Source organism: Allobosea sp. P4_H5 (assembly GCF_056400825.1).
The window spans coordinates 18,132-44,663 of record NZ_JBFUKM010000001.1 but is presented as its reverse complement, the minus strand read 5'-3'; the positions used below and the strand labels follow the sequence as shown (position 1 = coordinate 44,663).

Annotated in this window: 27 protein-coding genes; 15 read left to right on the top strand and 12 right to left on the bottom strand. The window is 65.4% G+C overall.

Annotated elements, in window-relative coordinates:
* Positions 1-5 precede the first annotated feature (5 nt).
* Together AC1DS0_RS00220 and AC1DS0_RS00215 are read right to left on the bottom strand one after the other, a co-directional pair.
* Entirely contained in the window at positions 6-1,424 is a 1,419-nt protein-coding gene (locus AC1DS0_RS00220) for a cytochrome ubiquinol oxidase subunit I (protein ID WP_476812402.1), read from the bottom strand.
* Positions 1,425-1,505: 81 nt separating this feature from the next.
* The gene (locus tag AC1DS0_RS00215) at positions 1,506-3,773 is read right to left on the bottom strand and encodes an FdhF/YdeP family oxidoreductase (RefSeq protein ID WP_476812401.1); all 2,268 of its coding nucleotides are present in this window, start codon (positions 3,771-3,773) and stop codon (positions 1,506-1,508) included.
* 161 nt (positions 3,774-3,934) lie between these two features.
* Here AC1DS0_RS00215 and AC1DS0_RS00210 point away from each other — a divergent pair, with 161 nt between their 5' ends.
* Positions 3,935-4,888 (top strand): bestrophin family protein, encoded by a 954-nt coding sequence (locus AC1DS0_RS00210; protein WP_476812400.1) that lies wholly within the window; start codon positions 3,935-3,937, stop codon positions 4,886-4,888.
* Positions 4,889-4,954: 66 nt separating this feature from the next.
* Entirely contained in the window at positions 4,955-5,482 is a 528-nt protein-coding gene (locus tag AC1DS0_RS00205; RefSeq protein ID WP_476812399.1) for a hypothetical protein, read from the top strand.
* Positions 5,483-5,506: 24 nt separating this feature from the next.
* Here AC1DS0_RS00205 and AC1DS0_RS00200 read toward each other — a convergent pair whose 3' ends face one another.
* The 7 genes from AC1DS0_RS00200 to AC1DS0_RS00170 all read right to left on the bottom strand — a co-directional run bounded on the left by AC1DS0_RS00200 (position 5,507) and on the right by AC1DS0_RS00170 (position 12,836).
* A complete protein-coding gene (locus tag AC1DS0_RS00200; protein WP_476812398.1) occupies positions 5,507-5,821 on the bottom strand; it encodes an acylphosphatase in 315 nt (104 codons plus the stop codon).
* A gap of 200 nt (positions 5,822-6,021) precedes the next feature.
* Positions 6,022-7,785 (bottom strand): CocE/NonD family hydrolase, encoded by a 1,764-nt coding sequence (locus AC1DS0_RS00195; protein WP_476812397.1) that lies wholly within the window; start codon positions 7,783-7,785, stop codon positions 6,022-6,024.
* 101 nt (positions 7,786-7,886) lie between these two features.
* Positions 7,887-8,972, bottom strand: a complete 1,086-nt coding sequence (locus AC1DS0_RS00190; RefSeq protein ID WP_476812396.1) for an ABC transporter substrate-binding protein — start codon at positions 8,970-8,972, stop codon at positions 7,887-7,889.
* A 34-nt stretch (positions 8,973-9,006) separates the two neighbouring features.
* A complete protein-coding gene (locus tag AC1DS0_RS00185) occupies positions 9,007-9,768 on the bottom strand; it encodes an ABC transporter permease (protein ID WP_476812395.1) in 762 nt (253 codons plus the stop codon).
* Between the two features lie 122 nt (positions 9,769-9,890).
* Complete coding sequence (locus tag AC1DS0_RS00180; RefSeq protein ID WP_476812394.1) at positions 9,891-10,760, bottom strand: ABC transporter ATP-binding protein; 870 nt, start codon at positions 10,758-10,760, stop codon at positions 9,891-9,893.
* Positions 10,761-10,923: 163 nt separating this feature from the next.
* Positions 10,924-11,838: a LysR family transcriptional regulator gene (locus AC1DS0_RS00175; RefSeq protein ID WP_476812393.1), complete on the bottom strand. Its 915-nt coding sequence runs from the start codon at positions 11,836-11,838 to the stop codon at positions 10,924-10,926.
* Between the two features lie 83 nt (positions 11,839-11,921).
* On the bottom strand, positions 11,922-12,836 hold the full coding sequence (locus AC1DS0_RS00170; RefSeq protein WP_476812392.1) for a LysR family transcriptional regulator: 915 nt from the start codon (positions 12,834-12,836) through the stop codon (positions 11,922-11,924).
* Positions 12,837-12,942: 106 nt separating this feature from the next.
* On the opposite strand from AC1DS0_RS00170, the gene AC1DS0_RS00165 reads away from it, so the two are divergent.
* From AC1DS0_RS00165 to AC1DS0_RS00105, 13 genes are all read left to right on the top strand, one after another.
* The gene (locus AC1DS0_RS00165) at positions 12,943-13,317 is read left to right on the top strand and encodes a Dabb family protein (protein WP_476812391.1); all 375 of its coding nucleotides are present in this window, start codon (positions 12,943-12,945) and stop codon (positions 13,315-13,317) included.
* A gap of 45 nt (positions 13,318-13,362) precedes the next feature.
* Positions 13,363-14,448: a maleylacetate reductase gene (locus AC1DS0_RS00160; protein ID WP_476812390.1), complete on the top strand. Its 1,086-nt coding sequence runs from the start codon at positions 13,363-13,365 to the stop codon at positions 14,446-14,448.
* A gap of 3 nt (positions 14,449-14,451) precedes the next feature.
* Positions 14,452-15,816: an amidohydrolase family protein gene (locus tag AC1DS0_RS00155; protein WP_476812389.1), complete on the top strand. Its 1,365-nt coding sequence runs from the start codon at positions 14,452-14,454 to the stop codon at positions 15,814-15,816.
* 10 nt (positions 15,817-15,826) lie between these two features.
* Positions 15,827-16,744 (top strand): NAD(P)-dependent oxidoreductase, encoded by a 918-nt coding sequence (locus tag AC1DS0_RS00150; RefSeq protein ID WP_476812388.1) that lies wholly within the window; start codon positions 15,827-15,829, stop codon positions 16,742-16,744.
* Positions 16,741-17,607 (top strand): intradiol ring-cleavage dioxygenase, encoded by an 867-nt coding sequence (locus AC1DS0_RS00145; protein WP_476812387.1) that lies wholly within the window; start codon positions 16,741-16,743, stop codon positions 17,605-17,607. The genes AC1DS0_RS00150 and AC1DS0_RS00145 overlap by 4 nt, the downstream gene beginning before the upstream one ends.
* 83 nt (positions 17,608-17,690) lie before the next feature.
* Complete coding sequence (locus AC1DS0_RS00140) at positions 17,691-19,112, top strand: FAD-linked oxidase C-terminal domain-containing protein (RefSeq protein ID WP_476812386.1); 1,422 nt, start codon at positions 17,691-17,693, stop codon at positions 19,110-19,112.
* Positions 19,109-20,665: a sugar ABC transporter ATP-binding protein gene (locus AC1DS0_RS00135; protein WP_476812385.1), complete on the top strand. Its 1,557-nt coding sequence runs from the start codon at positions 19,109-19,111 to the stop codon at positions 20,663-20,665. The genes AC1DS0_RS00140 and AC1DS0_RS00135 overlap by 4 nt, the downstream gene beginning before the upstream one ends.
* Positions 20,658-21,611, top strand: coding sequence for an ABC transporter permease (locus AC1DS0_RS00130; RefSeq protein ID WP_476812384.1), 954 nt, complete (start codon positions 20,658-20,660; stop codon positions 21,609-21,611). Before AC1DS0_RS00135 ends, AC1DS0_RS00130 begins: the two co-directional genes overlap by 8 nt.
* A complete protein-coding gene (locus tag AC1DS0_RS00125; RefSeq protein WP_476812383.1) occupies positions 21,608-22,582 on the top strand; it encodes an ABC transporter permease in 975 nt (324 codons plus the stop codon). The genes AC1DS0_RS00130 and AC1DS0_RS00125 overlap by 4 nt, the downstream gene beginning before the upstream one ends.
* Before the next feature lie 40 nt (positions 22,583-22,622).
* On the top strand, positions 22,623-23,597 hold the full coding sequence (locus AC1DS0_RS00120) for a sugar ABC transporter substrate-binding protein (RefSeq protein ID WP_476812382.1): 975 nt from the start codon (positions 22,623-22,625) through the stop codon (positions 23,595-23,597).
* Positions 23,598-23,652: 55 nt separating this feature from the next.
* Positions 23,653-23,940 (top strand): YciI family protein, encoded by a 288-nt coding sequence (locus AC1DS0_RS00115; RefSeq protein ID WP_476812381.1) that lies wholly within the window; start codon positions 23,653-23,655, stop codon positions 23,938-23,940.
* A gap of 36 nt (positions 23,941-23,976) precedes the next feature.
* Complete coding sequence (locus AC1DS0_RS00110; RefSeq protein ID WP_476812380.1) at positions 23,977-24,540, top strand: NADPH-dependent FMN reductase; 564 nt, start codon at positions 23,977-23,979, stop codon at positions 24,538-24,540.
* An 88-nt stretch (positions 24,541-24,628) separates the two neighbouring features.
* On the top strand, positions 24,629-24,850 hold the full coding sequence (locus tag AC1DS0_RS00105; RefSeq protein ID WP_476813065.1) for a tripartite tricarboxylate transporter permease: 222 nt from the start codon (positions 24,629-24,631) through the stop codon (positions 24,848-24,850).
* 15 nt (positions 24,851-24,865) lie between these two features.
* Here the strand turns inward: AC1DS0_RS00105 and AC1DS0_RS00100 are convergent, their stop codons facing one another.
* Genes AC1DS0_RS00100 through AC1DS0_RS00090 form a run of 3 tightly spaced genes read right to left on the bottom strand, consistent with a single transcriptional unit; the run spans position 24,866 to position 26,450 of the window.
* A complete protein-coding gene (locus AC1DS0_RS00100; RefSeq protein WP_476812379.1) occupies positions 24,866-25,525 on the bottom strand; it encodes a hypothetical protein in 660 nt (219 codons plus the stop codon).
* A complete protein-coding gene (locus AC1DS0_RS00095) occupies positions 25,522-26,325 on the bottom strand; it encodes an ArdC family protein (RefSeq protein ID WP_476813064.1) in 804 nt (267 codons plus the stop codon). The genes AC1DS0_RS00100 and AC1DS0_RS00095 overlap by 4 nt, the downstream gene beginning before the upstream one ends.
* Positions 26,217-26,450 carry a DUF6538 domain-containing protein gene (locus tag AC1DS0_RS00090; protein WP_476812378.1) on the bottom strand — a complete coding sequence of 78 codons (234 nt, stop codon included), beginning with the start codon at positions 26,448-26,450 and terminating at the stop codon, positions 26,217-26,219. The genes AC1DS0_RS00095 and AC1DS0_RS00090 overlap by 109 nt, the downstream gene beginning before the upstream one ends.
* Positions 26,451-26,532 lie beyond the last annotated feature (82 nt).

The window sequence follows — 26,532 nt, the reverse complement described above, 5'->3', positions numbered from 1 at the left end:
GACGATCACCCCCTTGCCCGCGCCGAGGCTTCGACAGCGACGCTGCGTGCCGGCGCGATGCCCGCCGCGCGCTGCGGTACGTTGGGCGGCGCCGTCTCGCCGACGCCGGGCGGCTTCGCCATGAGGTGCAGCAGGTAGTAGATGCCGGCGCCGAAGGCGATGAAGTAGACGATCACGAAGGCAAGCAGCGAGATGGCAACGGCCGGCGCTGCGAGCGGCGACACTGAATCTGCCGTCCTCAACAGGCCGTAGACCGTATAGGGCTGGCGCCCCACCTCGGTCGTCACCCAGCCTGCGATCACTGCGACGAAGCCGGAAGGCCCCATCAGGACGGCAGCGCGATGGAGCCAGGACCAGTCGTAGAGCCTGCGGCGCAAGCGGGCGAACAGGCTCCACAGGCCGATGCCAAGCATGGCGAAGCCGAGCGCGACCATGATGCGGAACGACCAGAACACGATCGGCACCGGCGGCCACTGGTCGCGCGGGAAATCGGTGAGGCCGGGCAGCGGTGCGTAAGGGTCGTGCTTCAGGATCAGCGATCCGACATGCGGGATCGCCACCTCGTAATCGACGCGTGCCTGGGCGCTGTTGGGCAGGCCGAACAGGATCAGCGGGGCGCCGTTCGGGCTCGGCTGGTAATCGCCCTCCATCGCCAGGACCTTGATCGGCTGGTGTTCGAGCGTGTTGAGGCCATGGGCGTCGCCGGCGAGGATCTGGATCGGCGAGACCAGCGCCGCCATCCACATCGCCATCGAGAACATCTTGCACGCGCCGAGATTGCCGCGGTCCTTCAGCAGGTGCCAGGCGCCGACTGCGCCGACCGCGAAGGCGGTGGTCAGGAAGGCTGCGATCACCGTGTGCACGAGCCGGTACGGAAAGCTCGGGTTGAAGATGATCGGCAGCCATGAGCCGGCGGGCACGAACTGCCCCTTGTCGTTGATGGCAAAGCCTGCCGGTGTCTGCATCCAGCTGTTCACCGAGATGATCCAGGTCGCCGAGATCAGCGTGCCGAGCGCGACCATGCAGGTGGCGAAGAAGTGCAGGCGCTTGCCGACCTTGTTCATGCCGAACAGCATCACGCCGAGGAAGCCGGCCTCCAGGAAGAACGCCGTCAGCACCTCATAGGCCATCAGCGGCCCGATGATCGGGCCCACCTTGTGCGAGAAGACCGACCAGTTGGTGCCGAACTGGTAGGACATGACCACGCCTGAGACGACGCCCATGCCGAACACGACCGCGAAGATCTTGAGCCAGTAGCGATAGAGGTTGGCGTAGACGCCCTGTCCGGTCTTCAGCCACAGCGCCTCGAGCACCATCAGGAAGCTGGCGAGCCCGATCGAGAAGGCCGGGAAGATGAAATGAAACGAGACCGTGAATGCGAATTGCGCGCGGGCCAGGATCACCGGGTCGAACTGGTCGAACAACGTCAGTCCTCCTCGAAACGGAAGCGATGATCGCCATGCCGACGCTCGAACGAGCGTCGGCCGATGGGCGATCGAACGGGTTCAGTCGGCGGCGATCCGCACCGGTATGGATTTGGCGGCGGGCGTCCCGCTAATCAGATCGTAATAACCGAGCGGCAGGAGCGGGTTGAGCTCGGGGTAGTAACCGGCGACGGATCCGCGCGGCATCGGATAGTCGAGGACGGTCAGGCCATCGACGCGGCGCGCTATGCCATCGTCGCTGATGGTCTCAAGCGCGATGCGCGCGCCCTCGTCCAGTCCGCGATCCTCGCGATCCTCGGCATTCATGAAGAGGACCATGCGGTCGTTGTAAACGCCGCGATAGCGGTCGTTGTAGCTGTAGATCGTCGTGTTGAACTGGTCATGCGAGCGCACCGTCGCCAGCCGCAGCATGGCCGGGTCCGCGACCACGTCGTTGACCTCGAGCCCCGGCAGCAGCAGGAAATTCGCCTTGCCATTCGGCGTCGGCCAGACGCGCCGGCGCGGCGGAATGTCGAGATGGAAGCCTTTCGGCTCTTTGACCCGCTCGGAGAAGCCCGTGTAGATCTCAGGATAGACCTCCGCGATCTTGTCGCGGATCGGCCCGTAATCGTCGATGTAGCTTTGCCACGCCACCTTGCTGTGCGGCAGGGTCGCCATGGCCATCCGGCAGACGATCTCGACCTCGGCCATCACATGTGGACTCGCCGGCGTCAGCACCCCGCGCGAGGCCGTGACGTTCGACATCGAATCCTCGATCGTGACGAACTGCTCGCCGGCCGCCGTGACGATCCGCTCGGAGCGTGCGATCACCGGCAGGATCAGCGCGTCGCGACCATGCACGAGATGGCCGCGATTGAGCTTGGTCGCGATCCCCACCGTCAGGTCGAGCTTGCGCATGGCGGCATAGGAGCGCTCCGTATCGGGGATCGCCCGCACGAAATTGCCGCCCATGCCGATGAAGACCTTGGCGGTGCCGTTCTCCATCGCTTCGACGGATTCGATGGTGTGGTGCCCGTCATGGCGCGGCGGCTCGAAGCCGAAGACGTCGCGCACGCGATCGAGATAGTCCTGCGTGGGCTTCTCATCGATCCCGACCGTGCGGTCGCCCTGCACGTTCGAATGGCCGCGGATCGGCGAGATACCGGCGCCCGGCTTGCCGAAATTGCCGCGCAGGAGGAGCAGATTGGCGACCTGCTGCAGCAGGCGCGAGCCCTGCTGGTGCTGTGTCAGACCCATGCCGTAGCAGATCATCGTCGCACGCGAGCGGATGTAGATCTCGGCGCAGCGCCTGATTTGAGCCTCCTCCAGCCCGGAAATGCGCACGATCTCGGCCCAGTCCTGCGCCATCGCATCCTCGCGGATGGCGTCGATCCCGACCGTGTGCTCGTGGATGAAATCGCGATCGAGGATTGCCTCGCCCTGCGCCTCGCGCTCGAACATCACCTTCATCATGCCCTTGATCAGCGCGAGGTCGCCGCCGATCCGGATATGGACGAACTCGCTGGCGATCGCGGTCGAGCCGAAGGTCGCCATCTGGACGACGTCCTGCGGCTCGGTGAAGCGGATCAACGCCCGCTCCGGCATCGGGTTGACCGCGACGATGGGCACGCCACGTTTCCTGGCCTCGACCAGATTGGTCATCATGCGCGGCGAGTTCGTGCCGGTATTCTGGCCGATGACGAAGATCGCCTCGGCGTGCTCGAAATCCTCGAGCACGACCGTGCCCTTGCCGATTCCGATGGCCGGCGGCAGGCCGCGGCTGGTCGGCTCGTGACACATGTTCGAGCAGTCCGGGAAATTGTTCGTGCCGAACTCCCGCACGAAGATCGCATAGAGGAACGCCGCCTCGTTCGGTGTGCGGCCCGAGGTGTAGAACTCGGCCTGGTGCGGGCTTTCGAGCGAGCGCAGATGCGCGCCGATCAGCTTGAAGGCTGTGTTCCAGTCGCAGGGGACATAGCGGTCCGACCGCCGATCGTAGCGCATCGGCTCCGTCAGGCGGCCTTGCATCTCCAGCCAGTAGTCGGATTGCTCCATCAATTCGGAGACGGTGTGCTGGGCGAAAAACTCGCGCGTGACCCGGCGCTTGGTCGCCTCGAAGGCGAGCGCCTTGGCGCCGTTCTCGCAGAACTCGAGGGTCTTCTTGCAATCGGCGTCCGGGAAGGCGCAGCTCGGGCACTTGAAGCCGCCCGGCTGGTTCATCGCGAGCAGGGCTCGCGAGCCCTTGGTGATGACGCTCTGCTCCATCAGCACCTTGGCCGTTGCCGCCGCGGCTCCCCAGCCGCCAGCCGGATGGTGGTAGGTCTTGTAGCGCGGTTTGCTGTCGGCCATGGCGATCGTCCTCCGTACGGGACTATACGGCGATTAAATCATCCTATCACATTGAAATCTATGGACATTTTGTCCTTTTAAAGAAGACAAAATGTCCATCGGGGCAGGCCGGCCCCCGGCTAACCTGTTGACTTCACGTGTCCGGGGAATTGGCACGATCGATGCTGACGATCCTGATCCTGCAAGAGGCATCCGTCCCGATCGAAGCGGCCCCGTCGATGATAGTGCGATCCAAGCCGAATTTTACGGACATCGTTTTCGCGGTGAACGGCTCGATCCTGCCTCGGATCATCCTGCGGCTTGTCGTGATCGCCGCCGTCAGTGTCGGCGCGATCCTGGCGGCAGAGGAGCATCCGGGCATCTTCGCCAAGATCAGCGCGATTCCCTTCACGCTGATCGGCATTGCCCTTTCGGTCTTCATGAGCTTCCGGAACAACGCCTGCTACGATCGCTGGTGGGATGGGCGAAAGCTCTGGGGCGAGTTGATCGTCGCTTGCCGTTCGCTCGCGCGGCAGGTCTCGGGCCTGGACGAGAGCCACCGGCGCTTTCTGCTGCGCGGGCTTTGCGCCTTCACCGCCGGGCTCGTTGCAAGGCTGCGCGGCGGGAACGAGCGTATCGCGATCGGGCAGTGGTTCGAGTCCGAGAGCGTGACGAAAAGCCCGAACCCGACGAATGCCGTTCTGCAGGAACTGGGAGCGTACTGCGTCATCCTGATGCACAATGGTGAACTCGGCGCGATCCACTACGCCGTCGTCGAGGGGCAATTGACGGCGCTCTCAACCGTGCAGGGTGGCTGCGAGCGGATCGCGCACACGCCGGTCCCGTTCGCCTATTCGCTGCTCCTGCACCGCACGGCCCTGGTCTTTTGCCTGACCTTGCCGTTCGCGCTGGCCGGATCGCTTGGCTGGTGGACGCTCCTGCCGGTCCTGCTCGTCGCCTACACCTTCTTCGGACTGGACGCCCTCGGGCACCAGCTCGAGGATCCGTTTGGGCTCGAGCCCAACGCCTTGCCGCTGAACTCCATGCAGCGCAACATCGAGCGAGAGCTCCTCGCCTTGCTTGGTTGCGAGGATCTGCCCGAGCCGATCCGCTCGAAAGACAATATCCTGACCTGAGCATCGAGCCCGCCGGCCGACGTGACCAGGAGCGACCAACGAAGCGATCATCAAGAGGAGCCCAGCATGGCCCTGACCCGCAAGGAAGAAGAGCGCGCGCTCAATGCCGACGAGCGTGCAATCGTGGCCCAGACCCGGCACCCGGCCGTGCAGGACGTGCCGGACGATGAGCTGACAGTGCTCCTGAAACACCTGCGCGATCTGCGCGACAAGGCCTCCGCGCATGCCAATCAGCAGCGCCGCGAAATGCGAGGCAAGGCCGCGCCAAAGGGAGCCGAGCCAAGCACGGGGAGTGCCGGATCGAGCCTGAAAGCGACAGTTCTCGCTACGGCCTTGAAGCGGCTGAACGCGGAAATCCAACGCCGGGCCGAGATGGCAAGAAACCACACGCTCGTCGAGAACGCCCAGCGCGCCCTCCATATGAAGATGGAAGCGCAGCGGAAGAGCGTTCCGTTCAATACGCGGCACGCCAATCAGGGAATGCGGGACATTCCGGACAAGGAGGTCGATTCACTGATCCGCCCCGCGGAGCGAGGGCGCCTGCGGAAGGCGTTCCACGTTGCTCAGGCGAAGCGCGACGCCGCCGGGCGATAGGCAAATTTCTCTCAGAAGCTGCTGTCAGATGTGGGGAGCACTCCCGCATTGCTGCTGTTGGCACATAGCTGACTCACGCAAGGTCCGCTCTCGGGCATCCAATCTCGACGGTGCTGCTTCGAGCCGACGAACGTCTTCGACATCTGCGCCGCGGGGGCCCTGCCGCGCCTCAAAAACCAATCGCTCGACACTTTCAGCTGGACCGGAAAGCGCTGCTTCCACGGTGCCGTCTGCGCAATTGCGCACCCAACCACTTACGCCAGCCGTGAGGGCGCGGTCGCGGAACCACTGCCGGTAGCCCCCCTGGACTCGTCCGGAAATGCTGATGTGCAGCTCCATGCGATCCCGCTCTCCGTCAAGAAATCGCAATACGAAGTCTAATACCCGGCCTTGGCCACTCTCAAGGCGCTCGTTCGAATGTCCGTTTTAGGCTCGCGGGCCAATGTCTGGAAGTAGCGCTTGCGGCATCTCTTACGTGCGTCACTGATAGGAGCCCGCTCTCGCGGGAGAACGGCGCTCCTCTACGGAAGCCGTGGGACTCAGCGAGCGAGATCTCGGGCGTCGGCGGCCGGGACAATCGGCAATACAACAAACGCTGGATTTTTCGGGTCGAAGTGAAGCGTGTTGGGTCCCTTGAAAACAGATGCGGGGCGATCTTCCGGGTCATCATGAACGAAGGGGCCGGAACCCTTGAGCGGGTTCTTCATGTTTGACAGCGTTGTCGCGGCACCTTCCCACTCATAGTCGCGGCCCAGGATAGTCAGGCCAATGCGGTAACCCTTCGGCACGACGATACAGGTTGGCCAGATCTCGACATCGAGCTGAACCGGGATGTCGGGCTGCAGCGGCTGCAACTCGTCGTGGGTGTGCCATGGGCGGTATTCACGCGTCTTCGCCTGATCGAGCTTCCGATGCGAGGCGCGCAGCCAACCCTGTCCGATCGGGGCGTGTGGTTCGACCGCCCCGAAGAACGTGACTTCACGATCGTCGGGATTGAAAAGCCGAAGAACGAGGAAGGCATCGGCGTCGACGGTCTTGGAAGACAGCAGCAGACGGCCCGCGACAGGCCCCGTAATTTCGGTCTCGGCTTCGAACGGTGCGGTCTTGAAGGTCAATCCCTCCCCCATCGGCGGGTAGTCGAGCCGAGCAGCCGTCTGCGAGGGCTCGGTGGACAAGGCCATGTGGTCGAAGTCGAGGTAGAACCTCGTCCATTGCGTGCGGGCGAGCGGCCATTCCCTCTCATGGCGGACCGCGAACTTCGTCTCGCCCGGGCGCCGGATCTGCAGCTGAACCTGCGGCTGGTCCTCCCAGCTTGTTCGTTCGCCCTTGAGAAAATGGCCGAAGAAGCGCTTCTGCAGGTCGAGGCCGTAGTCGGTATAGAACTCGGCCCAATGCGCGCCGCCATGGATTTCAAGCCACTTCTGCTCGGAGCCGGCGGCGAGGAAACCTTCGACATTGCCGCGCAGATGCAGGCCCTGCCCGCCCCAGTTCGCCGCCGAGAGCAGCGGCACTTCGATCGCTGCGAGGTCACCGTCGATGGCGCGATAATAGGCGTCGTCGAGGGGATGATCGAGAAGCTCGCGAGGCATGTTGGCGCGGCGAGACGCGAGCTCGTCGTCGGAGAGGGTTTCCGGCCCGCAGACGGTTTCGCCAGTGACGCGACTGCGCGGGCCGCGGTCGCCTCGCCCGTGCTGAACCGTCTTGACTTGCATGTCCTGCCAATTCCGCCGGAACGTGGACAGAATCCCGCCGTGATGGGTCGCGTCGCGATAATTGTCGGAATAGCCTTCCCAGATGCAGATCGCGGCGAGATGCGGCGGGCGCTTGGCGGCCACTCTCCACTGGTTGGCGGCGAAATAAGAGATGCCGTTCATTCCGACTTTGCCGGTGCACCAGGGCTGCTGCGCAAGCCACTCGATGCAATCGTGAACATCCTGCGTCTCGCGTGGGCTGTGAACGGAGAGGAAGCCCTCGGAGCGCCCGGCCCCGCGCGAGTCGACTCGGACGATCGCGTAGCCGTCCGGAACCCATTTCTCCGGATCGGGGACTTCCCAGGACTGGTAGAGGTTCGACGAGTTGGCGACCGCGTCGGGGTAGTCCCTTTCGAGAATCTCCCACGCCGTCTTGTAACCGTCCTGGAAGGCAAGGCCCTTGCCATAGGGGCCGTAGGTCAGCAGCACCGGCACGCGCGTTTCGCCCAATGGCCTGAAGACGTCACAGCGCAGGATGACGCCATCATCCATCTCGATCTCGACGTCCCAATCGATGCGCATGCCGCTGCGGACTTTGCTCTTCGTTGTCATTTTTGGCTTCCGATCCCACGCTTCTGCGATCGCGCTCCCAAAGGGAACGCGGCAGTCATCCCGGCTTGTGATGGTCGGCTTGGCGGACGAGCCGCCGGACTTCAGAACTTCAGTGACGTCGCCTGGCGAACGATTGCTTCGCGATCAAAGGCGTTGATCTCGTCGAGCAGGTCGTTCGTGAACACCTTCGGCCAATCCCGGATCTGCCCCTCGGTGCCGGCGAAGCGCGACTGGATCTCCCATTGCAGCTGCGACTGGGCGCCGAAGCGCTGATCCGGCTGTCCGGGCTGCGGCATCCATTTATCGAGACGCGACTGCATGATCGCCTTGGCCTCGCCCATGGCCTGCTCTTCCGGGCGCCCTTTCGGCTTGCTTTCGGGGAAGAGCTCCCACTGGATCCGCACCGCGTTTTCCAGATTGGCTGCCGCGAAGATGGTGGATTTCGCATGGGCGCGGAGATAGCCGACCAGCGCCTTCCGGTTCTGGGCAAGGGTCGAGCGCCGGACACAATAGGTATTGCCGAAGCTTGCGTCGGAACTGGGCGAGTTCTTGAGGTATCGCAGGGGGAAACCGGCGATCTCGATCCGCACGAAGGCGGCATCCCAGAAGGCCATGGCATCGACGCGGCCGCGATAGATCGCATCGCCCGCCGGTCCGCCCTCGCTGATCGCGATCCACTCCACGTCCTTGTCGGGATCGATCCCCAGCTCCTGCAGCATCACGCGGGCTGCGAGATAGCCGGTGTCGCCCTGGTTGCGGATGCCGATCTTGCGACCCTTCAGATCCTTGAGCGATTGAATCGGGCTGTCGGGCTTCACGCCGACCGTCCAATGGGGCTGGCGCAGCCAGCAATAGGCCGAGGTGACGTCGAGATTCGGCGCCTTGACGAAGGTCGAGAGCAGAGCGAAGGGCGAGATGGCGGAGACATCGACATTGCCCGACGCCAGCGCCTGCAAAGGCTGCCCGGCGCCCGACATGTTGACGACGTCCATGTCGACGCCCTCTTCGGCGTAGAAATTCAGCCGCGGGCTCAGGCCGATCGTCAGATAGGCAAGCTGCGCATCGATGATGCCTGCCGCGTTGCCGTGCCGGATGACGGTCTTCTTCTGAGCGCGCGCGACAGTCGGGCTGGCCAGAGCTGCGGCGGCTGCGAGAAGGGAGCGATTGAACGAGCGACGATGGATCATGCTGCACCTGTCTGAATGGTGGGCAGAAGGAGTTTCACGAATTGCCGTCGGAGCGGGCGTCGGCCTCGGCCCAGAACAGGACCCGCCGCCGGATCGCGCCGAGGGCCGCATGCATCAGGATGCCGATCAGCGAGAGCACGATGAACACCGAGAATGTGGCGGCGGTATCCATCGAGGCGTTCATCGACAGGATGAGGACGCCGAGGCCCATCTGCGCGCCGACGAATTCGCCGACGACGGCACCGACGACCGAGAACACGGCCGCCATGTTCAGCCCGGCGAAGATATAGGGGAGCGCCGAGGGAAAGCGGACCTTCCAGAAGGTCTGCCAGGCCGTTGCGCCGACCGCCCGCATCAATTCCAGACGCTCGCGCTCGACCGACTTGAAGCCGACCATCGAATTGACGAGGAGCGGGAAGAAGGTCAGCAGGCAGATGATGACGACCTTCGAGGTCAGCCCGAACCCGAACCATAGGACGATGATCGGCGCCAGCGCGATCTTCGGCAGGCTCTGGATCGCGACCAGGAACATGCTGAAGGTCGCTTCGACGATGCGTATCTGGGAGATGATCGTCCCGAGCACGAGCCCCGAGATGCTGCCCAGCACGAAACCGAGCAGAACCTCGGTCAGGGTGACGCCGGCATGGAGCCAGTAGCCTGCGCGCGAAGTGAAACTCTCCGCCAGGCCGCGATAGAGCGCCACCATGATGTCGGAGGGCGGCGGCAGGACGTAAGTCGGGACCTCGAAGATGCGGACGGCATACTCCCAGGTCACGAGCAGAACGGCGAGCGTCATCGGCGCCAGGACCAGCTCCGGGCGGGCCCTCAGCGTTCGCTTAATCCGTTCACCGATCGCTATAGGCGCAGATCCACGCTCCGCGGCGGGAACCATGGCCGTCCGGCTGGCAGTGTCGATCATCATCCCAGCCCTCCGGCAGGAACCTGCGTGTGATCGGCATCGCTCATCTGGTAGAGCATCCGCCGGATTTCGTTGCAGAGCCGGCCGAATTCCGGATCGCCCATCGCATCGAGCCCGCGCGGGCGCGGTAGATCCACGTCGAAGACTCGGGCGATCCGGCCCGGCCGCGGCGTCATCACGACGACGCGATCGCCCAGAAACACGGCCTCGGGTATCGAGTGGGTGATCAGGAAGATTGTCTTGCCGCTTTCCAGCCAGATGCGCTGGAGATCGAGATTCATCTGCTCGCGCGTCATGGCGTCGAGGGCGCCGAACGGCTCGTCCATGAGTAGGATCTCGGGATCGCAGACGAGGCCGCGCGAGATCGCGGCGCGCTGCTGCATGCCGCCCGACAACTCGCCCGGATACTTGTTCTCGAAATCGGCGAGCCCGACCATGGACAGCAGCGACCGGATGCGGGCGTCCGTCACCTTGCGGTCCGCTCCCCGAACTTCGGCCGGCAGCGCGACATTCTCCCGGATCGTTCGCCAAGGAAGCAGGACCGGGCTCTGGAAGACGATCCCGACTTCCTTCCGAGGGGTGGTGACGGGCTGCCCGACAACCTGAACGTGTCCTGAGGTGGCTGACGTCAGGCCGGCGATGATCTTGAGCAGGGTCGACTTGCCGCAACCGCTCGGCCCGACGATCGAGACAAACTCGAGCGGTTCGACGCGAAGGGAAATATCGGACAACGCAACGACATTCTCGCCGCTGACGGTACGATAGACCTTGTTGAGCGATTGGATGTCGATGGCTGCAAGCGTATTACCTGGATTACTCTTCAGGAACGGCCTGCCGTTACCATCTGCGATCGCAGAGGTTTGAATCATTGTCCTGCCCTAGGATTGCCGATGGCTTGATGCGCCGTCTTTGCCTTGTTGAGGAAACGCTACGGGTATCCGAAGGCGCAATCCAATATTTAATGGCTATTTGAGTGATGCCTTTTCAGCATCATGTCTGCCCACAAAATCACCAGTCGGCATCGCGAAACGATCAGTCGTTGAGCCCAAAGGTGCCTTGCTGTTGCAGCTTCTCGATCTGCTGGCGGATCAAAGCCACCATGGCACGGACAGCGGGCGTCGATGGACGGTCCGTTCGCCAGCCGAGGACGCGGTCAAGCTTGTAGCCCTCGATGCGGCTCAGGGAGAGATAGCCTCGCTCGTCGTCGCCGTAGACCGCGCAGTAGGGGAGCACCGAGTAGCAGACGCCGGCGCGAACCAGCTTCTTTTGGACGTGGAGGCTGTCGGTTTCGACCTTGATATCGAGTGCCCCGCCATTGTCGAGGGCGCTCGCCTCGAGCCTTGTCCGAACCGAGCTCGAATGCCCAGCCTGCGCCAGCGGAAGTCGCGCGACCTCCGCCAAAGTGCAGGTCGCCCCGGGAGCGAATTCGCCGGGAGGGCCGACAAGATAGAGCGGCTCGCGCACCAGCGTGACGCTGCCGATGCCAGCTTCGATCGGCGCACCGCCGGTCGGGAGGATGGCCAGATCGAGTTCGCCGGACAGGAGCAGACTGCGGAGATGGCCGACGCCGTCGTAGAGGCGCAATTGTACGCCCGGATAAAGTTTCAGATAGGCCTCGACCAAAGGCTCGAAGAGCACATGCGCGACCGAGCCGGGAGCCCCCAGAGAGACGGCACCACGTGGAACGCTGCCCTCGGAACGGACGTCGGCGATGGCCTGCTCGGTCTGCCGCTGGATGAACTGGGCACGCTCCAGCAGCAATTCGCCGGCATTGGTGAGGATGATACCGCGCCCGCCTCGGAAGAAGAGCTGGACTCCAAGCTCCTCCTCAAGGTGCTGGATATGGCGCGTGAGGGCCGGCTGGGCAATCCGCAACGCTTCGGAGGCTTTGCGGAAACTCCCGAGTTCGGCGATGCGGATGAAGTAGTCGAGCTGCTTCTGGTTCATGCCGTTCCCGCTTGGCACGCGCCGCTATCGGCTTGCCACCAGTCATCCGGGTGACTGCGGATAGTCAAGGAGCTCCCAAGGCGTCATGCCGACCATATCTGGTTGTTCGAGGTCGTGCGGACGTGATTGACGAGGAATTCGTTGAAAACCCGGATCTTGGCTGGCAGGTGATCGCGGTTCTGATAGGCGATGTTCATGGTCAGCGTCGGTAGTTGCCAGTCGAGCAGTACCGGAACCAGAAGCCCAGCATCGATATCGGCCTGCACGATGTAGAGCGGCTGGATGAGGATGCCGAGCCCCGCGATCGCCGCTTGGCGGATCACCTGCCCGTCATTGCAGTCGAGCGCCGCGCTGATCCGGACGATCCGTTCGGTATCCCCCTTGGTCAGGCGCAGCGAGAACGGATCGGCAGCGAGATTGTAGACCAGCATGTCGTGCTCGGCGAGGTCGGCGGGAATTCCGGGCCGACCGCGCTCCGCCAGATAAGCCGGAGACGCGGCAAGGACACGGCGCATGCGCCCGAGCCGCCGCACCACAATGTTACTGTCGGGCTCGTGCAGCCGCGTGCGGATGGCGACGTCGATGCCCGCCTCGATGAAGTCGAGATAGCGGTTCGCGACGGCGATGTGCACACTGAGCTTCGGATAGAGCTTGCGGAAGGCCGGCAGCATCGGAGCCAGGTAGATCGCCGCGAAGGACAGCGAACTGGTGACGCGCAGCACTCCCTGGGGCGCGTGAGTGTGTGCGTTCACCGCATCCTCCGCCTCAGCGAACTCGCTGAGCAGGGCACTGCTGCGGTGATAGAAGGCCTGCCCTGCCTCCGTCAGCCAGAGGCGACGCGTATTGCGTTCGACAAGCCGGGCGGCGAGACGCTCCTCCAAGGCAGCGAGGTGCCGGCTGGCTGCCGCGTTCGACATGCCGAGTGCCTCCGCCGCCCGTGAAAGGCTGCGCATCTCCGCCGTCTTCACGAAAAGCTCGATCTGTGTGATCCGATCCATATTTCCGATTTTAGGAAAAGAGACTTCCTAGAAGTCATCTTTATTTCCGCATTCCGCAAGCCTTAATTGGTTGCAACGAGAACGACCCTAGGTCGAGGAAACGCTTATGTCCGGTCCGGTCCGCCACATCGTGATGTGGCGCTTGCGCGGTGACACGCCGCAGGAGCGCGCCGCTGCGCGCACCAAGGTGAAATCCGCCTTCGAGGGGCTCAGGGGCCTGATCGACGGCCTCAGCCATATCGAGATCGGTGCCGATGTCAGCGGCGTCGACTATGCCTGCGATGTCGTGCTGGTGAGCGAGTTCACCGACCGCGCCGCGCTGGAGGCCTATGCCGCCCATCCCGAGCATCTGCGAGTCCGGCAGGAGCTTGCTGATCTAAGGATCGCGCGCTTCCAAGTCGACTACGTCGCCGACGAGAATGCTGCGCCCTTCGCCGAAAGCCGTTCGCAGCGCCGCAGCGAAGTCGTCGCCGGCGAGTGAGCCGGAAGCCATTCCCCGATCCCGTTCTTCCGTGAGGAGCGCCCCATGATCGAGACTTTCACCTATGAGGCTCTTCCCTCGCGGGTCCGCTTTGGGCGCGGCACGATCAACGAGGTCGCCGCTGAGGTCGAGCGGCTCGGCAGGCGCGCGCTCGTCTTGACGACGCCGCAGCAAGTTGAGGCGGGCGAGCGCCTCGGGTCCCTGCTCAGCTCCGCCCTTGCCGGCTATTTCAACGAGGCGACCATGCACACGCCGGTCGAGGTGACCGAGCGGGCGCTCATCGCCTTGCGCGAGACCGGGGCCGATTGCATCGTCGCACTGGGCGGCGGCTCCACCACCGGGCTCGGCAAGGCGCTGGCGCTGCGCACCGGCGTGCCGCAGATCGTCATCCCGACCACCTATGCCGGCTCGGAGATGACCCCGATCCTCGGCCAGACCGAAGGCGGCCGGAAGACGACGATCCGCTCGCTCGACGTCCTTCCCGAGACCGTCATCTACGATGTGGATCTGACGGCCAGCCTGCCGCCGATGCTCTCGGCAACCTCCGGCGTCAACGCCATCGCCCATGCGGTCGAGGCGCTCTATGCCAGGGACCGCAATCCGATCATCTCTCTGATGGCGGAGGACGGCATCCGCACGCTGTCCTCGGCTCTACCGATCCTCGTCCACGAACCGGCGAACATGGAGGCGCGTACGAATGCGCTCTACGGCGCCTGGCTTTGCGGCTGCTGCCTGGGCGCGGTCGGGATGGCGCTGCATCACAAGCTCTGCCACACGCTCGGCGGCAGCTTCGACCTGCCCCATGCCGAGACGCATACGGTCGTTTTGCCGCATGCTGTCGCCTACAACGCCGCGGCCGCGCCGGAGGCGATGGCGGCGATCCGCAGGGCGCTCGGCGCGCCCGACGCGGCTCAGGGCTTGTTCGATCTAGTGCGCGCGCTCGGCGTGCCCCTCTCGCTGGCCGAGTTCGGCATGCCCGAAAGCGGCATCGACAAGGCGGCCGATATCGCGGTTGAAAACCCCTACTGGAATCCGCGCCCGATCAGCCGCGATGCCATCCGCGACCTGATCGCCAATGCCTATGCTGGCGAGCGGCCCCGCGCGGCCGTAGCCGCTGACGAGACGGCCTGAGCCATGGCCCGCCGCATCCTCCTCTCGGGCGCCACCATCCTCTCGATGGATCCCGCCACCGGTGACCTGCCCCGCGGCGACATCCTCGTCGCGGATGGCCGGATCGCGGCGATCGCGCCGCGGATCGAGGCCGAGGGTGCGGAACAGGTCGATGCCACCGGGCGGATCGCGGTACCGGGCTTCGTCAACGCCCATATGCATAGCTGGCAGACGGGCTTGCGCGGACTCGCAGCCGACTGGACGCTGCTCGAATATTTCCACTGGGTCCATGCCGGGCTCGCCACCCTGTTCAGGCCGGAAGACATCGGCATCGCGACCCTGATCGGCGCGCTCGGCCAGATCGATGCCGGCACCACGACGCTGGTCGACTGGTGCCACAACAACCCGACCCCCGCCCATACCGATGCCGCCATCGAGGCGCTGGCCGAAAGCGGCATCCGCGCCGCCTTCTTCCACGGCTCGCCCAAGCCCGACCCGAAGCCCGGCGAGCCGCATTTCTCGGAGGTGCCGCATCCGCGCGCCGAGGTGGAGCGTTTGCGGCACGGCCGTTTCGCCGGCGATGACGGGTTGCTAACGCTCGGCCTCGCCATCCTCGGCCCGCATTACGCGACGATGGAGGTGGCGCGCGCCGATTTCCGCCTCGCCCGCGAATTCGGCCTCGTCGCCTCGATGCATCAGGGCGGCGGCGCGGCGAAGACGCCGAGCGGCTGGGAAACGCTGATCGAGGAGGGGCTGGTCGGCCCCGGCATCAACATCGTGCACGGTAACGACTTGCCCGACGAGCTGTTCGGCCAATTGGTCGATCTCGGCGCCTCCTTCTCGGTGACACCCGAGAACGAGATGACGCAGGGCCACGGCTTTCCGATCACCGGCCGGCTACTCGCGCGCGGCGTGGCTCCGTCTCTGGGCGTCGATCTCGAATCCGTTCTCGCCGGCGACATGATGGGCGGCGCCCGCATCGCGCTCGGCATGCAGCGCGCGCTCGACAATGCCGAAAGCCGCCGGGCGACCGGCGCCATCCCGCCGACCTCGACGATCCGCGTCCGGCAAGCGCTGTCCTGGATCACCATCGAGGGCGCGAAGATGCTGGGTCTCGACCATCGCATCGGCTCGCTCGCACCGGGCAAGCAGGCCGACATCACCCTGATCGACGCGCGGGCGCTGCACATGCAACCGGTCCACGACCCCGCCGCCACCGTCATAATGCAGGCCGGGCGCGGCGACATCGAAGCCGTGATGATCGCAGGCCGCTTCATGAAACGGGATGGCCGGTTGCTGGCCGACGGACTGGACGAGAAACTCGCCCGCCTTGCGGCCTCCGGCGCGCGGATCGTCGAAGAACTTCGCCGCACGCAGCGAGCAGCTTGAGGGCAATGGAATGGTGCACACGCAAACCATCGGCTGGATCGGTCTCGGCAAGATGGGCCTGCCCATCGCGACCCGCCTCGCGGCGGCCGGCTACGATATCGCCGGCTTCGACCGCGACCAGAGCCGCATCGCCGAAGCCTCGAAAGACGGCGTGAAGCCCGCCGCCACGCTTACGGATGCCGCCTCGCGTGACATCGTCTTCACCTCGCTGCCGGACGACAAGGTGCTCGCCGCCGTCACACTCTCGGACGGGTTCTTCGAGGCGATGCGCAAGGGCGCCATCCTGGTCGAGACCTCGACAGTCAGCCCCACCATCTCGGCCGAGGTCGCGCGGGCTGCCGCGCATCGCGGCGTCGCCTATCTGCGCGCGCCGGTCTCCGGCAATGCAGCCATCGCCCATACCGGCAATCTGACCTGCTTCGTCTCGGGGCCGCGCGCCGCCTTCGACGCCTTTCTGCCGGTGGCGCAGGATTTCACCCGCGCCCAGAAATATCTCGGCCAGGCCGAGGAAGCTCGCTTCGCCAAGCTCGCCGTCAACCTGATGATCGCGGTCTCCGCCGCGATGATGGGCGAGAGCATCGTACTTGCCCGCAAGGGCAACCTCGCCTGGCAGGATATTCTGGACGTGCTGACCAACAGCGCCGTCGGCTCGCCCATGGTGCACTACAAGGCCAAGAGCCTGGAGACGCGCGATTTCTCGCCGACCTTCTCCTGCCGGCAGATGGCCAAGGATCTCGACCTGATCATCGGTGCCGGCCATGCCGCCGAGATGGCGCTGCCGCTCGCGACACTGACCCGCGAAACCTATGGCGCCCTGATCGGGCGTGGCGAGGGCGAGACCGATTTCATTGCGACGGTACGCCTCGCCGAATGGCTCGCCGGACTTGGTGAGCCTGATCTCGACAAGAACGAAGGGAGGCTCGGATGAGGAATTTCGACCAGAATAGCATCACCGAGGCGGTGCTGGAGCGTGTCGCCGCCGCCCCGGATCCGCGCCTCAAGCAGCTCAGCGAGGCGCTGGTCCGCCACCTGCACGATTTCATCCGCGAGGTCCGCCCGACACAGGACGAATGGGCGAAAGGCATCAGCTTCCTGACCGATACCGGCCAGATGTGCACCGGCTCCCGCCAGGAATTCATCCTGCTCTCCGACACGCTCGGCGTCTCGATGCTGGTCGATGCGATCAATCACGACCATCAGGGCGCCGTCACCGAGAGCACTGTGCTCGGCCCGTTCTATGTCGAGGGTCCGCCGGAGGCCGCGCTCGGCAGCGACATCTCCGGCGACTTGCCGGGCGAACCGATGTATGTCTCCGGCACCGTCGCCGCTGCTGATGGCAGCCCGCTCGCCGGGGCGATCGTCGATGTCTGGCATTCCGACGAGGACGGCTATTACGACGTCCAACACTCGGACGACGCGGCCGATCTCGTCGCCCGGGCGCGTTTCCGCACCGATGCGCAGGGCCGCTTCCACTTTTGGTCGATCAAGCCCGCCGCCTATCCGATTCCGCATGACGGCCCCGTCGGAAAGATGCTGGAGGCGCAAGGTCGCCATCCCTGGCGACCAGCCCATGTCCATTTCATGATTGCGGCGCCGGGCCACGAGAAGCTCGTCACCCATGTCTTCGTCTCCGGCGACCAATATCTCGATTCCGATGCCGTATTCGGCGTGAAGGACTCGCTGATCAGCGATTTCAGCGAGCAGTTGGCCGGCACCACCCCGGATGGACGGGTGCTCGACCGGCCATGGTGCCGGCTCACCTATGACTTCCAGCTCAACTCCGCAGCCTAGGCGGCCGCCTGCGTCGCCAGGGAACGCCAACGACAATCGCATCGACAGAGCCCGGTCAGCGGGCCAACGCGAAGGGAGAGACCATGTTGACCAGACCCTCATCCGACGGGAAAGCCGTGGAAACGGCACTGGCGCGGCTGACCGAGACGTTCGGCCCGCGCGTCAGCCGAGCTCCCGGCATCCTCGCCGATCACGGCCGCAGCGAAGCCTACCACGCGCCTTCGCCTCCCGACCTCGTGGTGTTTCCGGGAACCACGGAAGAGGTGCGCAGCATCGTGACGCTCTGCCATGAGCTACGGCTGCCGATCGTGCCGTTCGGGGCCGGCACTTCGCTCGAAGGCAACGCCGCGGCACCCCAAGGCGGCGTCTGCATCGACATGTCTCGCATGAACAAGGTTCTGGCGGCGAGCCCGGAGGACATGGATGTCCGCGTCCAGCCCGGCATCACCCGCAAGCAGCTCAATGCGCAGTTGCGCGACACTGGCCTGTTCTTCCCGATCGACCCAGGTGCCGACGCCTCGATTGGCGGCATGGCCTCGACCCGCGCCTCCGGCACGATGGCGGTGCGCTATGGCACGATGAAGGACAATGTGCTGGCGCTGGAGGCGGTGCTTGCCGATGGCCGCGTGATCCGCACCGCCCGGCGCGCCCGCAAATCCGCCGCCGGCTACGACATGACCCGCCTGCTCGTCGGCGCGGAAGGCACGCTCGGGGTCATCACCGAGGTGACGCTGAAGCTGCATCCTCAGCCGGAAGCGATCTCCTCGGCCGTCTGCGCCTTCCCTGATCTGAAGGCCGCGGTCGATACCGCAATCGCCGTTATCCAGTCGGGTGTTCCGGTCGCACGTATTGAACTGCTCGATGCGGTGATGATGCGCGGCATGAACCTGCACGCCAAGCTCGACTTGGCCGAGGCGCCGCATCTCTTCTTCGAGTTCCACGGCTCGAAGAACTACGTTGCCGAGCAGGCAGAGACGGCGCAGATGCTGGCCGGCGAGTTCGGCGGCCAGGACTTCGCCTGGGCAACCTCGCCGGAAGAACGCAGCCGCCTCTGGCAGGCTCGCGACAACACCCTCTATGCCGGGCTCGCCTTGCGACCGGGCGCGCGCGCCCTCGTCACCGATATCTGCGTGCCGATCTCACGGCTGGCCGAATGCCTCGTCGCGACCGCTGCCGACATCGCGGAAAGCGGCCTGATCGCCCCGGTCGTCGGCCATGTCGGCGACGGCAACTTCCACCTTCTCGTCCTGCACGACCCCGAAAGCGTCGACGAGCTCGCCCGGGTGAAAGCGTTCAACGAGCGCCTCGTCAGGCGTGCGATCGCGCTCGACGGCACCTGCACCGGCGAGCATGGCATCGGCCTCGGCAAGGTCGATTTCCTCGAGCTGGAACTGGGCGAGACGGTCGACGCCATGCGCCTGGTGAAGCAGGCGCTCGACCCGCTGGGGATCATGAACCCCGGCAAGATCTTCCGCTCGATTTCGCGCACGGGAGGCGAGTCATGAGCGCTGTGGCTGCGATCAAGCCAGATTTCGAAGTCACTGCTCCACCGCCCTCTACAGCCGAAGACACGCCGCTGTTCGAGCTCCGGGGCATTTCCAAGACCTTCCCCGGCGTGAAGGCGCTCGACGATGTCTCCTTCGCCCTCTGGCCGGGTGAGGTGCATATGCTGCTCGGCGAGAACGGCGCCGGCAAATCCTCCCTGATGAAGGTGCTGTGCGGAGCCTACCAGGCCGATGCCGGCGAATATTTCCACAAGGGCGAGAAGGTCGAGATCCGCTCGCCTGCCGATGCCCGCAAGCTCGGCATCGCCGTGATCTTCCAGGAGTTCTCGCTCGTCCCCTATCTCGACGTAGCGCAGAACATCTTCCTCGGCCGGGAATTCCCGTCCCGGTTCCCCGGCTTCGTCGACCGCCGGCGGCTCTATCGCGAGGCGCAGGCGGTGCTCGACCTGATCGGGCTCGACGTCGATCCGAGGACCAAGGTCCACACGCTCGGCGTCGCTCAGCAGCAGATGGTCGAGATCGGCAAGGCCCTCTCCCAGAACGCCCGCATCCTCGTCATGGACGAGCCGACCGCCGCGCTTTCCGACCGCGAGACCGAGCGTCTCTTCGCGGTGATGCGCCAGCTCCAGGCGAAGGGCGTCGCCATCGTCTACATCTCGCACCGCATGGCGGAGGTGTTCGCGCTCGGCGACCGCATCACCGTGCTACGCGACGGCAAGCTCGTCGGCCGGGCCTATCCTGGTGAGACCACGCCGGACGAGCTCGTGCGCATGATGGTCGGCCGCACTGTCGACATGAGCTATCCGCGCAACTTCGCCGAGCGGCCCGGAGAAATCGCGCTGGAGGTCAAGGGCCTCTCGTCGAAGAACGGCATCCGCGACATCGACCTCACCGTGCGCGCCGGCGAGATCGTCGGCCTCTGCGGCCTCGTCGGCTCCGGCCGGAGCGAGGTCGCGCGCGCCATCTTCGGCGCGGACGAGGTCACGGCCGGCGAAGTCCGCATCTTCGGAAAGGCCAGGCGGGGCGGGCCGGATGCCGCGACCGTGGCCGGCGTCGGCCTCATCCCGGAAAGCCGAAAGACGGAGGGGCTCGCGCTGATCCGCACGGTCGCCGACAATCTCGCCGTCGCCGGCCTGCCCAAGCTGTTCCCGAACGGGCTGTTCTCGCCCGCCCAGGCACGCAGCTCAGCCGAGACGTTGATCAAGCGGCTGCGGATCGCGACGCCCTCGCCGAACCAGAGCGTCGCGCTGCTCTCCGGCGGCAACCAGCAGAAAGTGGTGATCGGCAAATGGCTCGCCGCCGGCACGCGGCTGTTCATCTTCGACGAGCCGACCCGTGGCATCGATGTCGGCGCCAAGTCCGAGATCTTCGCGCTGATCGACCAACTCGTCGCCGATGGCGCGGCGGTGCTGATGATCTCGTCCGAGCAGGCCGAGATCGTCCATGTCTGCGACCGCGCCTACGTCATGCGCGGCAAGCGCCTCGTCGGCGAACTCTCCCGCTCCGAACTCTCCGAAGAGAACATCGTCCGAATGGGGATGCACCATGACTGATCAGGCGATCTCCTCCGCTTCACCACGCCTCCCGGCCGTGCCGGGCGTGGCCGTCGCGCTGGCCGGGCTCTCGCTGCTCTTTGCGCTGGCGAGCCCCGGCTTCCTCACCGCGGGCAACCTCTCCAACGTGCTGGTGCAGTCGGTCATCCTGCTGCTGCTCGCCCTGCCGATGACGCTGATCATCATGACCGAGGGGCTCGACCTCTCCATGGGCGCGGTGCTGACACTGGCCTCGCTGGTGCTGGCGCTGATCGTGGTCGCAACGCAGTCGCTGGCGCTTGGCCTGCTGGGTGCGCTCGCGGTCGGGCTGGCCTTCGGCCTCCTGAACGGCTGGCTGATCGCCGGTCTCTCGATCCCGCCCTTCGTCGCCACGCTCGGCACGCTGGGCGCGGCGCAGGGCCTGGCGCTTGTGGTCAGCGACGGCCAGAGCGTCGTCGGCATCCCGCGCTTCGTGCGGCTGGTCTATTCCGGCGAGACCTTCGGCATCCCGACGCCGATCCTGATCGGCGCGGGCTTCTACGCGCTCTTCCACATCCTGCTCTACCACACCCGCTTCGGCACCTATGTCTGCGCGCTCGGCGGCAACCGCGATGCGCTGACGCTGGCCGGCGTGGCCTGGAAGCGCCTGCTCGTCGCCGTCTACATGCTCGGCGGCGCCATGGCCGGGGTCGCCGCCCTGCTGATGACCGCGCGCATCAATGCCGGCCACCCGACCGCGGCGATCGGCCTGGAGTTCGATGCCATCGCCGCGGTGGCGCTGGGCGGAACCTCCTTCGACAAGGGCAATGGCTGGCTCTTCGGCACGCTGCTCGGCGTGCTCACCGTCGGCGTGCTGCGCAACGGCCTCAACCTGATGGCCGTTCCCTCGTCTGTCCAGGTCGCCTGCATCGGCGCCCTCGTCATCGCCGCCCTTCTCATCGACAGCCTGCGGAGCACACGGTCATGAGCATCGCCAGCGACGCCTCCACCCGCCCGGCCGGCTTCCATCTCTCGCGCGAGACGCAGCAGCTCGCCTACCGGCTGCTGGCGGTCGCGCTGCTCTGCGCCGCTCTGAGCGTCGCGACGGAAGCCTTCTTCACCGCCAACAACATCCTCAACGTGCTGAGGCAGGCGAGCCTGCTCTTTTTTCTGGCCTCGGGGCTGACGCTGGTGATCCTGACCGGCGGGCTCGATCTCTCGGTCGGCGCCAATATCGGCCTCTCCGCCTGTTTCGCGGCGACCGTGATCAAGGCGACCGGCTCGCCCGTGCTCGGCACGCTCGTGGGCCTCGCCACCGGGCTCGCCATCGGCATCTGCAACGGGCTGATGGTGGCGAAGCTCAGGATCCCGTCCTTCATCGCAACCTACGGCATGCTCTGGGTGCTGCACGGCATCACCTATTACTACATGGCCGGCGAGACCATCCACGGCTTCCCGCCCGGCTTCCGGCAGATCGGCTCGGGCTATTTCCTCGGCGTGCCGATCCCGGTCTATCTGATGCTGGTCTTCCTGCTGGCGGGCACGATCTTCGCCCAACGCACGATCTGGGGGCAGCAGATCTATGCCATCGGCGCCAACCCGGTCGCGGCGCGCCTCACCGGCATCCCGGTCGATCGCCGCCTGATCCTGGTTTACGGCTTCTCCGGCGCCATGGCGGGCGTGGCCTCGATCGTCTTCCTCGCCCGGCTGAACTCGGCCGAGGGCGATATCGGCGAGGCCATGACGCTGCCGGCGATCGCCGCGGCGCTGATCGGCGGCGCTTCACTGTTCGGCGGCGTCGGCAGTGTCTTCGGCACCTTCATCGGCGCCCTCATCCTGACGCTGGTGCTGAACGGCATGAACCTGCTCGCCGTCAACGCCAACTGGCAGCCGCTGGTCACCGGGCTGATCGTCATCCTCGCCGTCTGGTTCGACATGATCGGCCGTCGGCGCACCTAACCAAGCAGCAGAACCACCGAACCAAAGGGAGGGAACAATCATGTCGAAATCAAAGCTTCTGGCCGCAGCGCTGCCCGCCATCCTGATCTCCACTGCGGCGCTCGCCGCCGGCGAGACGATCGCGGTCTTCACCAAGAACCAGACCAATCCCTATTTCCAGACGGTGCGGGTCGGCGCCGAGGTCGCGGCGAAGTCGCTCGGCGCCAAGGCCGTGCATTACATTCCGACCAAGCCCGACTCGATCCCCGAGCAGCTCAGCCAGGTCGAGGACGTGATCGTCAAGAAGCCCAGCGCCATCGTCTTCGTCCCCGTCGACTACAAGGCGATGGTGCCGGGCGTGGAGCAGATCAACGACGCCAAGATCCCGATCGTCAACGTCACCGACCGCAGCGCCGGCGGCAAGTTCCTCGCCTTCGTCGGCGCGGATGATTACAGCCTCGGCCTGGAGACGGCGCGCTACCTGCTCAAGGAGATCGGCGGCAAGGGCAATGTCGTCATCCTCGAGGGCGTGAAAGGCTCCCTGACCAATATCGACCGGGTGCGCGGCTTCAACGACGCGATCAAGGAATCGAAGGACGTCAAGCTGCTCGCCAGCCAGCCGGCCAACTACCAGCGCCTGCAGGGCCTGCAGGTCATGGAGAACCTGATGCAGTCCCACCCGCAGATCGATGGGGTACTCGCCGCCAATGACGCGATGGCGATCGGCGCGATCGAGGCGCTCGACGGCGCCAACCGCAAGGCCAAGGTCGTCGGCATCAACGGCACCAAGGAGGCGGTCGACGCGATCAAGGCCGGCAAGCTGCTCGCCTCGGGCGACTATAACGGCTTCCTGCAGGGCTGCATCGGCACCCTCGTCGCGATCAGGGCCTTGCGCAACGAGCCGATCGTCACCGAAGTGGTGCTGAAGCCGACCGTGGTGAACGCCTCGAACTTCCAGCCCTACGACACCCCGCTGGAAACGCGCAGTTGCCCGAGCTGGAGCGAGGCGGCCGCCCTGGCCAGCAAGCCGAACTGATCCTCACCCGTAGCGGCGGCCGGGGAGCCTTCCGGCCGCCACAGGAGCCCATTGCATGCTGTTCGTGATCCATGCCCTCGACAAGCCGGGCGCGTTCCCGGCCCGTCTCGCCCATTACGATGCCCACAAGGCCTTCCTTTCCGACACCTCTGCGCTAAAGGTCGAGATCTTGATGTCGGGGCCCTTGGTCGCCGAGGACGGCTCGACCATGATCGGCAGCCTCTTCCTCGTCGAGGCGGCGGACCTTGCAACCGTGGAGCGCTTCAATGCCGCCGATCCGTTCCACGCCGCCGGGATCTGGGAGCGCATCGCGATCACCGGCTTCATCAGGCGCCAGGGCTGAGCCCGACAACCGACCAAGCGTTTCAGGAGACGAGACATGACGAGGGATAGCCGCCCGATCCGGGTCGTCGGGATTTCAGGCAGCCTGCGGGCCGGGTCCTACAATACCGCCGCACTCAAGGCCGCCATTGCATTGGCGCCGGAGGGGATGACGATCGAGACCGCCGAGATCGGCGATATTCCGCTCTACAATGACGATGTGCGCGTCGCGGGCTATCCGCCGGCGGCCCAGCGCTTCCGCGACCAGCTCGCGGCGGCCGACGCGATCCTGTTCGTGACGCCGGAGTACAACTACTCGATCCCGGGCGTGCTCAAGAACGCGATCGACTGGGCCTCGCGGCCGCCGAGCCAGCCTTTCGACAACAAGCCGGTGGCGATCATGGGGGCGAGCGGAGGCATCTTCGGCACCGCCCGGGCGCAGTATCAGTTGCGGCAGATGCTGATCTTCCTCAACGCCTTCCCGCTCAACAAGCCGGAGGTGATGATCGGCGCCGCTCAAACCAAGTTCGACGAGGCCGGCAAGCTCACCGACGAGGCCACGGCCGGCTTCATCCGCCAGCTCCTGGAAGCGCTGCGCGACTGGCGCGACCGGCTGGGCTAAGCTTCGCGCTCACCCTCCTTGCATGGACGATGATCCGGCGTCGTGATGACGAGCCTCTTGCAGGCGCCTTTGCGGGAGGCAAGCGAAGATCATCCTCGGACTTCTGCTCGGCCTCGTCGGGACTGACGTGAATTCAGGCGTCCAGCGCTATACGTTCGGTCTGCCGGAACTGTCGGACGGCGTTGGCTTCGTGATCGTCGCCATGAGGATGTTCGGCATCGGCGACATCATCGCCAACCTGCAGGATGAGAGCACGCTGAAGCTGCGGAGAGAAGGGAATGTTCACACGACGAGAAGAGCTGTCGCATAGGTTGCTCTAATCTTGCTATTTCTCAAGGTGTCGCTGCACGTGGGTCGGCCGATATTGTTTTGCGACCGGAACGAGCCTGCCTTTTAGGATCGTGGTGACGTGGCTGGTGATCACCTCGCGTGCAAAGCCGTCCGGCGTAAAGCCGGGCACGAGCGCCGCGTTGATGCCCGTGAAGCTGCGGTAGCCGGTCTCGCTGAGGAAGGGCTGGTCCCAGTCGAGGGCATGGACGCTAAAGCTGAGGTACGGCATGAAGCGTGCGCCAATGCCGAACAGGCCGCTCAGCTTGATGAGGACGCGCATGCCGGCGATATCGAGGATGAACTCGCCTTGTTGACCCCAGGCCGGGATCGTGCCGGGCTCGGCGGCGGTGAGATCGGCGAGCTTACAGCCAGGGGCGTCGGGGCCGGCGAGGATGCCCGGCTCGCCGTGGTTGAGGCGTAAGGCAAGATGACCGGCCTCCTCACGAAGCGCGATGGCGGCCTTGCCGTCGCCAGCCAGCATTGCCGCGTGGTGCCGGGCGATGAGGTCGCGGTAATAGGGCAAGGCCTCATCCAGGGCGTCCGGCAGGTGGCCGATGGCACGGTTGAGAGCAGCGGCCTGATTCGCCTTGTCGGTCTCGGCGAGCAGGAGGTCGAAGCCGAGCTGGCTCGGGTCGGTGATGGCGCGCCGCTTCATGAAGCTTGGCGGCAGGCGGCCGGCTCGACCGGGCGGATGAAGGCGAGGAGGAAGTCGGCGGCGCGCTGGGCCTGGGCCGCAGCGGTGAAGATGGCGCGCTTGTCGGCCCGGAGGACCTTGAGCCAGCAGGCGATGTAGGCGGCGTGGTCTTCGCGGATCTGCGGTGTGAGCTGGAGCTGGGCGCAGATGAAGGCGGCCCCAAGTTCGGCGACGAGTTCTTCGGCGGCATAGGCGGCAGCGCCCCAGCGCGTGCGGCTGAGGTCGCGGTCGAGGCGACTCTTGTGGCCGGTCCAATGCGTGAGCTCATGGCAAAGCGTGGCGTAATAGCCTTCCGCCGCGATGAAGTTGGCGAACGGCGGCATCTGGATGTGGTCGCCGCTGGGGCTGTAGTAGGCTCTTGCCCCGCCATGGCGGATATCGGCTGTGGTCGCCGTGATGAAGGCCTCGGCCCGCGCGTTGCGCGTGGTGTCGGCGGTGGGTTCGAGCGGCTGAGGGATGAACCGGTCCGGCAGGCCATCGATCTGGTCGGCGTTGAAGACGGCGTAGGCCTTGAGGAAGGGAATGCCGCGCTCGACCTCGGTGCCGGTGGTGTCGTCGGTCTCGGTCCGGTTCAGCGTCCCGGCATACACGACCTGGCTGGCCCGCTCGCCCTTGCGAACCTGGGCGCCGAGCGCCTGTGCTTGTTTGAAGGTCAACCAGTGCGGTGAGACGAAGCCTTTGTCGAGGGCGTGGAGCCACAGCAGCAGGACGTTGATGCCGCGATAGGGCTCGCCGTTGGCGCGGAGTGGGAGAGATGCAATTCGGAGGTCCGCAGCGAGCAGGTGATCTCTCGGCGCAGGAAGCGCGGGCGCAGATCGACCGGGATGCCACGGCGGAAATGGAAGATGCGATTGCGCTGGACGACGTTGCGGAGGAGACGCGCCAAAACGGTGCCCCTTGTAGCAACCGGACGGGCAAATCGCTTTGCCGGCCAGGAGAGGGCAGAAGAACCGCTTGAAAATCAGCCG